Source organism: Pseudoduganella buxea (assembly GCF_009720835.1).
Taxonomy (GTDB): domain Bacteria; phylum Pseudomonadota; class Gammaproteobacteria; order Burkholderiales; family Burkholderiaceae_D; genus Rugamonas; species Rugamonas buxea.
Genome location: NZ_WNKZ01000125.1, coordinates 1 through 12,531, shown reverse-complemented (window position 1 = coordinate 12,531; position 12,531 = coordinate 1). Strand labels below are relative to the sequence as shown.

General features: G+C 64.3%; 15 protein-coding genes. 14 read left to right on the top strand and 1 reads right to left on the bottom strand.

Annotated elements, in window-relative coordinates; all coding sequences use genetic code 11:
- The 4 genes from GM672_RS25330 to GM672_RS25315 all read left to right on the top strand — a co-directional run.
- On the top strand, positions 1-928 hold a 928-nt coding region (locus GM672_RS25330), incomplete at its 5' end, for an SPOR domain-containing protein (RefSeq protein ID WP_155473300.1).
- Between the two features lie 22 nt (positions 929-950).
- The gene (locus GM672_RS25325; RefSeq protein WP_170300236.1) at positions 951-1,439 is read left to right on the top strand and encodes a CvpA family protein; all 489 of its coding nucleotides are present in this window, start codon (positions 951-953) and stop codon (positions 1,437-1,439) included.
- A gap of 38 nt (positions 1,440-1,477) precedes the next feature.
- A complete protein-coding gene (gene purF, locus GM672_RS25320) occupies positions 1,478-3,001 on the top strand; it encodes an amidophosphoribosyltransferase (RefSeq protein ID WP_155473299.1) in 1,524 nt (507 codons plus the stop codon).
- A 125-nt stretch (positions 3,002-3,126) separates the two neighbouring features.
- Positions 3,127-4,368 carry a cystathionine gamma-synthase family protein gene (locus GM672_RS25315; RefSeq protein ID WP_155473298.1) on the top strand — a complete coding sequence of 414 codons (1,242 nt, stop codon included), beginning with the start codon at positions 3,127-3,129 and terminating at the stop codon, positions 4,366-4,368.
- Positions 4,369-4,440: 72 nt separating this feature from the next.
- Here GM672_RS25315 and lexA read toward each other — a convergent pair whose 3' ends face one another.
- Positions 4,441-5,112 carry a transcriptional repressor LexA gene (gene lexA, locus GM672_RS25310; protein WP_155473297.1) on the bottom strand — a complete coding sequence of 224 codons (672 nt, stop codon included), beginning with the start codon at positions 5,110-5,112 and terminating at the stop codon, positions 4,441-4,443.
- 286 nt (positions 5,113-5,398) lie between these two features.
- On the opposite strand from lexA, the gene rpsF reads away from it, so the two are divergent.
- The 10 genes from rpsF to GM672_RS25260 form a co-directional block, all read left to right on the top strand.
- Positions 5,399-5,791, top strand: a complete 393-nt coding sequence (gene rpsF, locus GM672_RS25305) for a 30S ribosomal protein S6 (protein ID WP_155473296.1) — start codon at positions 5,399-5,401, stop codon at positions 5,789-5,791.
- A 32-nt stretch (positions 5,792-5,823) separates the two neighbouring features.
- Positions 5,824-6,144: a primosomal replication protein N gene (priB, locus tag GM672_RS25300; RefSeq protein WP_155473295.1), complete on the top strand. Its 321-nt coding sequence runs from the start codon at positions 5,824-5,826 to the stop codon at positions 6,142-6,144.
- A 1-nt stretch (position 6,145) separates the two neighbouring features.
- A complete protein-coding gene (gene rpsR / locus GM672_RS25295; RefSeq protein WP_107143310.1) occupies positions 6,146-6,436 on the top strand; it encodes a 30S ribosomal protein S18 in 291 nt (96 codons plus the stop codon).
- 30 nt (positions 6,437-6,466) lie between these two features.
- Positions 6,467-6,919, top strand: a complete 453-nt coding sequence (gene rplI / locus GM672_RS25290; protein WP_155473294.1) for a 50S ribosomal protein L9 — start codon at positions 6,467-6,469, stop codon at positions 6,917-6,919.
- A gap of 121 nt (positions 6,920-7,040) precedes the next feature.
- Complete coding sequence (locus GM672_RS25285) at positions 7,041-8,429, top strand: replicative DNA helicase (protein ID WP_155473293.1); 1,389 nt, start codon at positions 7,041-7,043, stop codon at positions 8,427-8,429.
- Positions 8,430-8,502: 73 nt separating this feature from the next.
- On the top strand, positions 8,503-9,129 hold the full coding sequence (locus GM672_RS25280; protein WP_155473292.1) for a DUF47 domain-containing protein: 627 nt from the start codon (positions 8,503-8,505) through the stop codon (positions 9,127-9,129).
- A 78-nt stretch (positions 9,130-9,207) separates the two neighbouring features.
- Complete coding sequence (locus GM672_RS25275; protein ID WP_155473291.1) at positions 9,208-10,218, top strand: inorganic phosphate transporter; 1,011 nt, start codon at positions 9,208-9,210, stop codon at positions 10,216-10,218.
- Positions 10,219-10,284: 66 nt separating this feature from the next.
- The gene (locus GM672_RS25270; protein WP_155473290.1) at positions 10,285-11,265 is read left to right on the top strand and encodes a bile acid:sodium symporter family protein; all 981 of its coding nucleotides are present in this window, start codon (positions 10,285-10,287) and stop codon (positions 11,263-11,265) included.
- Positions 11,266-11,304: 39 nt separating this feature from the next.
- Positions 11,305-11,868, top strand: coding sequence for a helix-turn-helix domain-containing protein (locus tag GM672_RS25265; protein WP_155473289.1), 564 nt, complete (start codon positions 11,305-11,307; stop codon positions 11,866-11,868).
- Positions 11,865-12,531 (top strand): GNAT family N-acetyltransferase (locus GM672_RS25260; protein ID WP_155473288.1); only part of this gene is annotated, 667 nt, incomplete at its 3' end. The genes GM672_RS25265 and GM672_RS25260, both read left to right, overlap by 4 nt.

Below are 12,531 nucleotides of genomic sequence, written 5' to 3'. Positions count from 1 at the left end.
ACCGGGTCCGGCGCATCGCGGCCGTGGCCGCACGGGCCGCGATGCGCCGGACCCGGTGCTGCCGGAAAAGAAACGGGCGCGCCGCCGCCTCGTCGGTGCCATCGCCCTGGCCCTGGCCGTTGCCATCGGCCTGCCGATGGTGCTCGATTCCGAGCCGAAGCCGTTGGCCAACGACATCGCCATCCAGATTCCCGCCAAGGACAAGCCGGCCGAAACGCCGGCTGTCGCCACGCCCGCCGAGACGCCCGAGGCCGAGGCCGAGGCGGAGCCGCGCCGCCACGTAGCGCAGGCCGACGCGCTCGACGGCAGCGAGGAAATCGTCGAACCGGCCGAGCCGGCGCCGAAGAACAGCGCAGCCGCCACGGCACCCGATGTGACGCCGAAACCGGCGCCGAAGGACACTATCGCGTGGACCGAGCCGAAGGCCCTGAAGCCGGAGCCGAAGAAGGAAGCCAAGCCGGAGCAAAAGGAAGCGAAGGCCGAGCACAAGGACGACGCCAAGGCGGAGGCCAAGGCGGACGTGCGCCGGGCCGAGGCCGAAGCGAAGGCCAAGGCCGAAGCCAAGGCCAAGGCCGAGGCGGAGCAGAAGAAGCTCGCGGCCAAGCCCGAACCCGAACCGAAGGGCAAGCCGGAAGGCGACGATGCCTCGCGCGCGCTGGCCATCCTGGAAGGCAAACCGGCCGCCAAGCCGGCCGCGACCGACTCCGGGCGCTTCGTCATCCAGGTCGCCGCGCTGGCCGCCAAGGACAAGGTCGACGAGCTGCAGGGCAAGCTGCAGGCGGCCGGCATCAAGTCGTTTACCCAGAAGGCGCCTTCGGGCGACCTGACCCGCGTCAAGGCGGGCCCGTTCGGCAGCCGCGAGGAAGCGGAAAAGGCCAAGGCGCGGCTGCAGAAGATCGGCCTGTCCGGCAGCCTGGTCCCCGTTTGACTGTGATCGGTAGCGGCAAGACGTGACGATTTTCGACTACGTGGTGCTGTTCGTGCTGGTTGCCTCCGTCATCATCAGCACCCTGCGCGGGCTGGTGAAGGAAATGCTGTCGCTGGCCGGCTGGATCGTCGCCTTTGTCGTGGCCAACCGCTACAGTGCGCCGCTGGCCGTGCTGCTGCCTGAAGCGGTGCCCGGCGAAGTGGTGCGGCTGATCGTCGCCTTCATCGCCCTGTTCATCGGCGTGCGCATCCTGATGGGAATATTGACAATGGCCATCGCCGCCCTGGTCGAGGCAGGCGGGCTGTCGCTGGCGGACCGGGGCCTGGGCGGGCTGTTCGGGCTGGCACGCGGGCTTGTAATCGTGTTGACCGGCGTCATATTGTGCGGCATGACGTCGATCCCCCAGCAGGATTTCTGGCGGCAGGCGCTGCTCAGCCCCCTGGCCGAGAGCGGGGCCCGCACCGTGAAGCCGTTTCTGCCCGCTGCCCTGGCGCAGCATGTGCAATTTTAGAATTTCTTAAATCCGTAGCACCCATTCAGGAGCACAGCATGTGTGGTATCGTCGGCGTCGTATCCCATCAACCTGTCAATCAGCTGCTGTATGACGCGCTGCTGCTGTTGCAGCACCGCGGCCAGGATGCGGCCGGTATCGCAACCAGCCACAGCAGTATGTTCTCGATGCACAAGGCCAACGGCCTCGTGCGCGACGTCTTCCGCACCCGCAATATGCGTTCGCTGATGGGCAATTCGGGCATCGGCCACTGCCGCTACCCCACGGCCGGCTCCTCGTCGGAAGAAGAAGCGCAGCCCTTCTATGTCAACGCCCCGTTCGGCATCACCCTGGCCCATAACGGCAACCTGACCAACTGGGAACAGTTGAAGAAGGAAATGTTCAAGAACGACCGCCGCCACATCAACACGGACTCCGATTCGGAAGTGCTGCTCAATGTGCTGGCCCACGAAATCCAGAAGGCCACGACCGGCTATTCGATCGACCCGGACACGATCTTCCAGGCCGTTACCGTGCTGAACCGTCGCGTGCAGGGCGGTTACGCCGCCGTCGCGCAGATCGCCGGCGTAGGCCTGCTGGGCTTCCGCGACCCCTTCGGCATCCGCCCCCTGTGCCTGGGCATCAACGAAACGGAGCAGGGCGTCGAATACCTGATCGCGTCCGAATCCGTGGCGCTGGACGGCATGGGCTTCCGCTTCGTGCGCGATATCGCGCCGGGCGAAGCCGTCTTCATCGACGCCGACAACAAGCTGCACAGCCGCATCTGCGCCGACAACCCGTCGCTGAACCCTTGCGTGTTCGAGTTCGTCTATCTGGCCCGGCCCGATTCCGTCATCGACGGCGCCTCGGTCTACAACACGCGCCTGAAGATGGGCGAGTATCTGGCCGACAAGATCCGTCGCGAAGGCCTGGCCGACGATATCGACGTCGTCATGCCGATCCCCGATTCCTCCCGTCCGGCCGCCATCCAGCTGGCCTTGCGCCTGGGTAAGGAATACCGCGAAGGATTCATCAAGAACCGCTATATCGGCCGCACCTTCATCATGCCGGGCCAGGGCCTGCGCCGCAAATCCGTGCGCCAGAAACTCAATGCCATCGGTGACGAGTTCAAGGGCAAGAACGTGCTGCTGGTGGACGACTCCATCGTGCGCGGCACCACCAGCCGCGAAATCGTGCAGATGGCACGCGACTCGGGTGCGAAGAAAGTGATCTTCGCCTCGGCCGCGCCGCCGGTGCTGTACCCGAACGTGTACGGCATCGACATGCCGACGCGCGACGAGCTGATCGCCCACGGCCGCACGACGGAAGAAGTGTGCCGCGAGATCACGGCCGACGCGCTCGTGTACCAGGACCTGATTGATCTGAAGAAGGCCATCGCCGACGTCAACCCGGCCCTGAAGAACTTCGAGGCATCCTGCTTCGACGGCATCTACGTGACGGGCGACGTGTCGCCGGAATACCTGGACCGCATCGAGCACGCACGCCACAATCCGAAGGAGAAGGGCGCCGAGGACGCGGCCCGCACGCAGCTGAACCTGAACGCCGCCACCACCGAAGGGTGATGGCCTGATTCGTGAAAGGGCCCTGGCGGGCCCTTTTTTACGACGGTACCCTGCTGGAGCCGGCAACGCTGCCGAATTGCCGCATTGGCAGGCACGCTCCGCTATCGATCTTGCATTGGCAAATTATGAGCGACAAGAAAAACTACGGCTTCACCACCACCATCCTGCACGGCGACCGTGCCAAGCCCATCGAGCAGGGCTCGCTGCACAAACCCATCCACACGTCCGTGGCCTTCGGGTATACGGATGCGCGCCAGCTGGCCTCCGTGTTCCAGGGCCGCGAGCCGGGCTTCCGGTATGGCCGGCAGGGCAATCCGACCGTGTCGGCGCTGGAAGAGAAGGTCAACAAGATGGAGGGCGGCGTCGCCACCCTGTGCTTCGCCACCGGCATGGCGGCCATCGGCGCCGTGTTCCAGGCGCTGCTGCGCGCGGGCGACCACGTGGTGTCGTCGTCCTTCCTGTTCGGGAACACCAACTCGCTGTGGCAGACGGTGGCGGGGCAGGGCGTCGGCGTCGATTTCGTCGATGCTACCGACGTCGCCAACGTGGCGGCTGCCATCCGTGACAACACTCGCATCGTCTTCGTCGAAACCATCGCCAATCCCCGCACCCAGATCGCCGACTTGAAGCGCATCGGTGAGCTGTGCGCCGAGAAGGGCATCCTGTATATCGTCGACAACACGATGACGACGCCTTACCTGTTCCAGCCGAAAACCGTGGGCGCGGGCCTCGTCGTCAATTCGCTGACGAAGTCGATCGGCGGGCACGGCAACGCGCTGGGCGGCAGCCTGACGGACACGGGTGCCTACGACTGGACCCGCTTCGCCAACATCTTCGAGAACTACAAGAAGGCGGCACCGGCCATGTGGGGCATCACGCAGGTTCGTGCCAAGGGCCTGCGCGACTTCGGCGCGTCGCTGGGGCCGGAGGCGGCCCACCATATCGCCGTCGGCGCGGAGACCCTGGCGCTGCGGATGGAGCGCACCTGCGCCAATGCCAAGGCACTGGCGGAGATGCTGTCGAAGGACCCCAGGGTGGCGGCCGTGCACTACCCGGGCCTTCCGTCGCACCCGCAGCACGGCATCGCCACCGAGCTGTTCAAGGCCTATGGCTCGCTGTTCAGCTTTGAGCTGCGGGACGGCATCGACTGCTTCGACTACCTGAACCGCTTGAGGATCGCCGTGCCGGCGTCGAACCTGGGCGACACGCGCACCCTCGTGATTCCCGTGGCACACACGATCTTCTACGAGATGGGCGCCGAGCGGCGTGCCTCGATGGGCATCGCCGAGTCGCTGATCCGCGTCTCCGTCGGTATCGAGGACACGGGCGACCTGGTCGACGATTTTCGCGCCGCACTGGATGCCTGATCCGTCAAGAAAGCAAAAACGGCGGCAGGTGCATCGCGCACCTGCCGCCGTTTTCATTGGGTCACGCGGGAATCAGTGCCAGCTGCGCAGCAGTCCCACGGCCAGGCCTTCCAGCGCGAACTCGTCCGACTCCGGGTCGACGGTGATGACCTTGAAGTCCGGGTTCTCCGGCAGCAGCTCGACGGTGGAACCCGTGCGGCGGTAGCGCTTGACGGTGACTTCGTTGCCGATGCGGGCCACGACGATCTGGCCGTTCTTGGCGCTGTCCACCTTTTTGACGGCCAGCAGGTCGCCATCCATGATGCCGATATCGCGCATCGATTCGCCCCGCACCTTCAGCAGGAAGTCCGGCTTGGCCGAGAACAGGGCCGGGTCGACGCTGTAGCTCGTTTCCAGGTTTTCCTGGGCCAGGATGGGCGAGCCGGCGGCGACGCGGCCGATCAGCGGCAGCGACATCAACAGCGCGGCCGGCACCTGCGGCAGCGGGCCCAGGTCCGCCGGCGTGGTGGCCGGCGCCGGGGCGGCGGGGCGGGCGCCGAGCAGGCGGATGCCGCGCGACGTGCCGGCCGTGATTTCGATGGCACCCTTGCGCTGCAGCGCCTTCAGGTGCTCTTCGGCCGCGTTGGCGGACTTGAAGCCCAGTTCGTTGGCGATCTCGGCCCGGGTCGGCGGGAAGCCGGTATTCTCGATGGCATCCCTGATCAGATTGAGAATTTGTTCCTGTCGTGCAGTAAGCTTGATCATGGTTGCGTGGCGCTCATAAGCTGTGTATATAGACAGTCTGTATTTTTGTACAGTACCCACAGGATTGCAAGGGAATTTGTTGATTTTGACGAAATAATTGCGAACTCAAGCGTTAAATGGCAGTTTGCATGCCGCCACCGGCAGACCAGAGCCTGGACTCCGACCCCGGCCCTGCGGCTCGGGGGCTGGATTTTTGACCGGAATGCTGATATAGTCGCGGGCTTACCTCTTCCCACACTCGTCTTGACGCCGGGGTGGGCTATCAACAGTCCTTAAGGGAGTTTGCATGCGTCACTATGAAATCGTATTTATCGTCCATCCGGACCAGAGCGAGCAAGTGCCCGCGATGATCGAACGTTACAAAGCCAGCGTGACCTCGCGCGGCGGTAACGTCCACCGCGTGGAAGATTGGGGCCGCCGTCAAATGGCGTACTCGATCCAGAAACTGGCCAAGGCACACTACATCTGCCTGAACATCGAATGCGACAACGAGACCCTGGTCGAACTGGAAACCGCATTCAAATTCAATGATGCCGTGCTGCGTCACCTGACCGTCAAGATGAAGAAAGCGGAAACCGCTCCTTCGCCGATGATGAAGTCGGTCCAGCGTGAAGACGCAGCCAAGAGCCACCGCTCGGAAGCACCAGCCGCCGCCGCTCCAGCAGCCGCAGCAGCCTAAGTTCGTCGGCGATTGATCGACAGGAAGTCCAGCTGAACCAGCTCCAGTTCGTCGGCCTCATCACCGAGCGGGAAGTATTGCGATACACCCCGGCGGGTCTGCCACTTGTAAATGCAGTCTTGCAGCACAGTTCAAAGCAGATGGAGGCAGGCATCGAACGCCTGGCCGAGTTTGAAATCTCCGCGGTTGCCGCGGGCGAGATTTCCGGCCGGTTCAGTGGAACGCCACTGGGTGGCACGTATGAGTTCACGGGATTCCTGGCAAAGAAGAATCGCCACAGCAAGAGCCTGGTTTTTCACATCATTGATTTCCGTGCCGTCGAGACGGCACAACATTTAGATACAGGAGCCTAAAATGGCATTCGGTAAAAAGTTCGACAAAAACAAAGCAAAGCTGAAAGAGAAGCGCAAACAGCAAAATCCTCTGTTCAAGCGCAAGAAGTTCTGCCGCTTCACCGCCGCTGGCGTTGAGCAAGTGGACTACAAGGACGTGGACACGCTGAAGGACTTCATCCAGGAAAACGGCAAGATCATGCCAGCACGCCTGACCGGCACGAAGGCGCACTACCAGCGTCAAGTCGATACCGCCATCAAGCGCGCCCGCTACCTGGCCCTGCTGCCTTACACCGATCTGCACCACGCTTAATTGCGGTTCAGATAGATCCTGGAGAGAACTATGCAAATCATTCTGTTGGAAAAAGTCATCAACGTCGGCAACCTGGGCGACGTCGTCAAGGTCAAGGACGGTTACGCACGTAACTTCCTGATCCCGCAAAAGCTGGCACGTCGTGCCACCACGGCCGCCGTGGCCGAATTCGAAGCCAAGCGCGCCGAACTGGAAAAAGCAGCCGCTGAAAAGCTGGCCGCTTCGCAAGCCCAGGGCGAGAAGCTGAACGGCATGACCGTGACCGTGTCGCAGAAGGCCGGCGTCGATGGCCGCCTGTTCGGTTCCGTGACCAACTACGACATCGCCGAAGCGCTGACGAAGGCTGGTTTCGCTGTCGAAAAAGCAGCCGTGCGCATGCCGACCGGCCCGCTGAAGACGACGGGCGAGCACCCTGTCTCCGTGGCACTGCACACCGACGTCGTGGTCGAAGTGACCGTCGCCGTCGTGGGCGAAGCTGCCTAAGTCAATCCGGGAATTCTTTCGCGGAGTGACTGTCGTATAGATGAAAAAGCCGGGTTCGCCCGGCTTTTTTATTGCCAGCAATCTCGGACTAGGCCCATCCTAAGCAGGTATAATTCGCGCCATGAACGCCGCACCATCCGACCCGCAAGTCGACTCCCTTCGCATCCCGCCGCACTCCATCGAGGCTGAACAGTCCGTCATCGGCGGCCTGCTGCGCGATAACGCCGCATGGGACCGCATCGCCGACTTCATGCACGCGGAGGACTTCTACCGCTACGATCACCGCATCATCTTCGAGCAGATGATCCGACTGATCAACGCCAGCAAACCGGCCGACGTCATCACCGTCTTCGAGGCGCTGACGATGCTGGGCAAGGCCGAGGAAGTGGGCGGCCTGCAGTACCTGAACGCGATGGCGCAGAACACGCCGTCGGCGGCGAATATCCGCCGCTACGCGGAAATCGTGCGCGACCGCGGCGTGCTGCGCAAGCTGATCACCGTCGCCGACGAAATCTCCGGCAATGCCTTCAGCCCGCAGGGCAAGGAAGTCAAGCAGATGCTGGACGAGGCTGAATCGAAGATCTTCGCCATCGCCGAACAAGGTTCGCGCGGCGCGTCGGGCTGGACCGCCGTGCAGCCGCTGCTGACCCAGGTGGTCGAGCGCATCGACGAGTTGTACAGCCGCGAAAGCACCAGCGAGATCACGGGCGTGCCGACCGGGTTCATCGACCTGGACCGCATGACCTCGGGCCTGCAGCCGGGCGACCTGGTCATCGTGGCCGGCCGTCCTTCGATGGGCAAGACGGCATTTTCCGTCAACATCGGCGAAAACGTCGCCATCGAAGCGGGCCTGCCCGTGGCCGTGTTCTCGATGGAGATGGGCGGCACCCAGCTGGCCATGCGTATGCTCGGCTCGGTCGGCCAGCTCGACCAGCACCGCCTCCGTACGGGCAAGCTGAACGACGAGGACTGGCCGCGCCTGACGCACGCCATCCAGAAGATGAACGAGGCGCAGCTGTATATCGACGAGACGCCGGCCCTGAACCCGATCGAGATGCGCGCCCGGGCGCGCCGCCTGGCCCGCCAGTGTGGCAAGCTGGGCCTGATCATCGTCGACTACCTGCAGCTGATGCAGGGTTCGCAGCCGGGCGACAACCGGGCCGCCGAGATCTCCGAGATCTCGCGCTCGCTGAAGGGCCTGGCGAAGGAACTGCATTGCCCCGTCGTGGCCCTGTCGCAGCTGAACCGCTCGCTGGAGCAGCGCCCCAACAAACGTCCTGTCATGTCCGACCTGCGCGAATCGGGCGCTATCGAGCAGGATGCGGACGTCATCATATTCCTGTACCGCGACGAGGTGTACAACCCCGATTCGCCGGACAAAGGGACCGCCGAGATCATTATCGGCAAGCAGCGTAACGGCCCCATCGGCGCGATCCGCCTCACGTGGATGGGGATGTACACGAAATTTGGCAACTACACGGGTAACCTGTCCGTCTACCAGGGCGACTGATAGCGGCAGGCCTGCCACCGGGTCCTCGTCGCGCGAGGGCCCCGCACCACCGAACCAACCAACGGAGAACAAAATGTTTGGACGCTTGATGCCCACCGAGGGCAAATTCTTTGACCTGTTCAACCAGCATGCGGAGCTGTGCGTCAAAGGCGCGAAAGAAATGCTGGGCCTGATGACCAACTTCGACGACCTGGAAAATCGCGTGCACGCGATCGAGAGCATCGAAAAACAGGCCGACAAGATCACCTACACGACCGTCGACCTGCTGCACAAGACCTTCATCACGCCGATCGACCGCGACGATATCCATAAACTGATCACCAAGATGGACGACATCCTGGACATGATGGAAGACGCCGGCCAGACCGTCTCGCTGTACGACCTGCACGCCGTCACGCCGGAAGCGAAGCGCCTGGCCGAACTGGTGCTGGCCTGCTGCGAGAAGGTCAAGGACGCCGTGGCCCTGCTGTCGAACATGGACAACGCGCGCCAGATCGTCGCCATCTGCGAAGAGATCGACCGCCTGGAGTCGGATGCCGACCACGTCATGCGCGCCGCCATGTCCAAGCTGTTCCGCGACGAACCGGACGTGCGCAACCTGATCAAGATGAAGGCCATCTACGAAATCCTGGAAACGGTGACGGACCGCTGCGAAGACGTGGCCAACATCATCGAAGGCATCATTGTCGAAAACGCGTAAGCGCCCGAACAAGAACATGCACATGCACCCAATGCACAAGCACTCGACGAATCAGCGCACGCGCCAAGACTAAACGATATGCAGACTCTCCAAATCAGCATCTATGCGCTGGCACTCCTGATTTTCCTCGCCCTCGTCTTCGATTTCATGAACGGCTTCCACGATGCCGCCAATGCCATCGCGACAGTCGTTTCGACGGGCGTACTGAAACCCCAGACGGCCGTCGCCATGGCCGCCTTCTTCAACTTCATCGCCATCTTCATCGTCGGCCTGAAGGTGGCGCAGACCATCGGCAAGGGCACCATCGATCCCAACGTCGTCGACCACTACGTGATCTTCGGCGCCCTGGTGGGTGCCATCGTGTGGAACCTGATCACCTGGTACTACGGCATTCCGTCGTCGTCGTCGCATGCGCTGATCGGCGGCCTGGTGGGCGCCGCGGTGGCCAAGTCCGGCACCGGCGCGCTGATCTCGGCAGGCCTGATCAAGACCGTCGTCTTCATCGTCGTCGCGCCCCTGCTGGGCTTCCTGCTCGGCACCCTCATCATGCTGCTGGTCTCGTGGATCTTCGTCAAGTCGACGCCCCGCAAGATCGACGGCTGGTTCCGCCGCATGCAGCTCGCTTCGGCCGCTGCCTACAGCCTGGGCCACGGCGGCAACGATGCGCAGAAAACCATGGGCATCATCTGGATGCTGCTGATCGCCTCCGGCCACGTCGCCGCGACGGACGCCGAGCCGCCGCTGTGGGTCATCATCGCCTGCTACGCGACGATCTCGTTCGGCACCCTGTTCGGCGGCTGGCGCATCGTCAAGACGATGGGCCAGAAGATCACCAAGCTCAAACCCGTAGGCGGCTTCTGCGCCGAAACGGGCGGCGCCATCACGCTGATCATGGCCTCGTTCTGGGGCGTGCCGGTATCGACCACGCACACCATCACGGGCGCCATCGTCGGTGTCGGTTCCTCGCACCGCCTGTCGGCCGTGCGCTGGGGCGTGGCCGGCAATATTGTCTGGGCCTGGATCTTCACGATCCCCGCGTCGGCCTTCGTCGCGGCGATCGCCTGGTGGGTCGGCCGCCACATCATGTAATGGCCTAGGCCATCATGACTAAGGGAGCTTCGGCTCCCTTTTTTTTATCTCGGCTAGAATGGCGCGATGCCTTTCAACTTCGCTTCCCTGTCACGCTTCAAGCCCGACACCTTCACGCTCGCTCTTCTCGTCGCCGTCGCCGTCGCCTCCGTGCTGCCCGTCACGGGGCAGGCTGCCATTGTTGCCGGCGACGTCACGGCCGTGGCCATTGGCCTCCTGTTCTTCCTGCACGGCGCCAAGCTGCCGCGCGAAGCCATCGTCGCCGGGCTGACGCACTGGCGCCTGCACCTGCTGGTACTGTGCTGCACTTTCGTGCTGTTCCCCGTGCTCGGCCTGGCCGCGCAGCCGCTCGCGCTGGCCGTGCTGACCCCGGACCTGACGGTGGGCCTGCTGTTCCTGTGCATGCTGCCGTCCACCGTGCAGTCCTCGATCGCCATGACGGCCCTGGGCCGGGGCAACGTGCCGGCGGCCGTGTGCAGCGCCTCCGCCTCGAACTTCTTCGGCATCTTCCTCACGCCCCTGCTGGTGGGCGCCTTCATCGTGCACGGCAAGGGGGGCGGGCCCCAGCTCGACGCCGTGCTCACCATCGTCATGCAGCTCCTGGTGCCGTTCCTGGCCGGGCAAGTGATGCGGCGCTGGATCGGCACGTGGGTCGACCGCCACAAGGCCAAGCTCAAATACATCGACCAGGGCTCGATCCTGCTGGTGGTGTACACGGCCTTCAGCGAGGCCGTGGCCGAGGGACTGTGGCACAAGCTGTCGCCCCAACTGCTCGTCACGCTCGCCGTGGTGTGCTGCGTGCTGCTGGCCGTCGTGCTGGGCCTGTCGTTCTGGATCAGCCGGCGCCTGGGCTTTTCGCGCGAGGACGAAGTGACGATCGTCTTCTGCGGCTCGAAGAAAAGCCTGGCCACCGGCGTGCCGATGGCGAAGGTGCTGTTCGCCAGCTCGTCGCTGGGCATGATCATCCTGCCGCTGATGCTGTTCCACCAGATCCAGCTGATGGTGTGCGCCGTGCTGGCCCAGCGGTTTGCCCGGCGCACCGATTGATCGTTGCGTATTTCTCAAATTCGAGATAGTCTCTCGAATATGGGAAACGATGCCTTTGAACTGAAGCTGATTCGCCGCCTTGCCGTGCTGCGCGAGGAGCGCGGCTGGTCGCTGGACCAGCTGGCGAAAGAGAGCGGCATCAGCCGCGCCACCCTGTCGCGCCTGGAGCGGGGCGAGAGCAGCCCGACGGCGGCGCTGCTGGGCCGCCTGTGCACCGTCTACGGCCTGCCGATGTCGCGCCTGATCGCCGAAGTCGAGGAGGGCGGCGCGACCCTGGTGCGCGCGGCCGAGCAGGCCGTGTGGACCGATCCGGCCAGCGGCTTCACGCGGCGCATGGTGTCGCCGCCGCTGCGGGGGCTGCGCGCGGAACTGGTCGAGGGCCGCCTGCCGGCCGGCGCCGCGATCGACTATGCCCAGCCGGCCGTGCAGGGCATGGAGCAGCACCTGTGGATGCTGGACGGCACGCTTGACTACACGCTCGACGGCGTTATTTACCACCTTCAGGCGGGCGACTGCCTGCGCTTTCGCCTGTTCGGCCCCACCCGCTTTTCCTGCCCCGGCCCCGCGCCGGCCCACTACCTGATCGCCGTGTGCGAACCATGATCGACACCCCTTTCACCATCGAGGAACTGCACGGCGACGGCGTGCGGTTCCACGCGGCGGCACTGGCCGACGTGCTGCACGATTGCGTGTGCAACGGCGCCAGCGTCGGCTTCCTGCCGCCGTTCGGCCTGGCCGACGCGCGCCGCTTCTGGCTGGGCGTGGCGCAGCAGGTCGACAGCGGCGCACGCACCGTCTTCGTGGCCCGCGATGCCGATGGCGTGTGCGGCACCGTGCAACTTGCCCTGGCCACGCCCGCCAACGGCGCGCACCGGGCGGAAGTGAACAAGATGCTGGTGCACACGCGCGCCCGCCGGCGCGGCATCGCCCGGCAGCTGATGCTGGCGGCCGAGGCGCGGGCCCGTGAACTGGGCCGCAGGCTGCTCGTGCTCGACACATGGACCGGCAGCGGCGCCCAGCACCTGTATGAACAGCTGGGCTTCGAGGTGAGCGGCATCATTCCCGCCTTTGCCCGGCTGGACGACGGCTCGCTGGGCGCCACCACGGTGATGTACAAGCTGCTGGCACCGCGCTTGGCCGTGGCCGATGCCGACCCCGCGTCGCCCGAGGCGGCAGGCCTGCTGGCGGAGCTGTCGGCCCGGCTGGCGGCGTTGACGGGCGACGACGGCACGGCCTCCTTCGACGCCGCGGCCGTGCGCGGCCCCC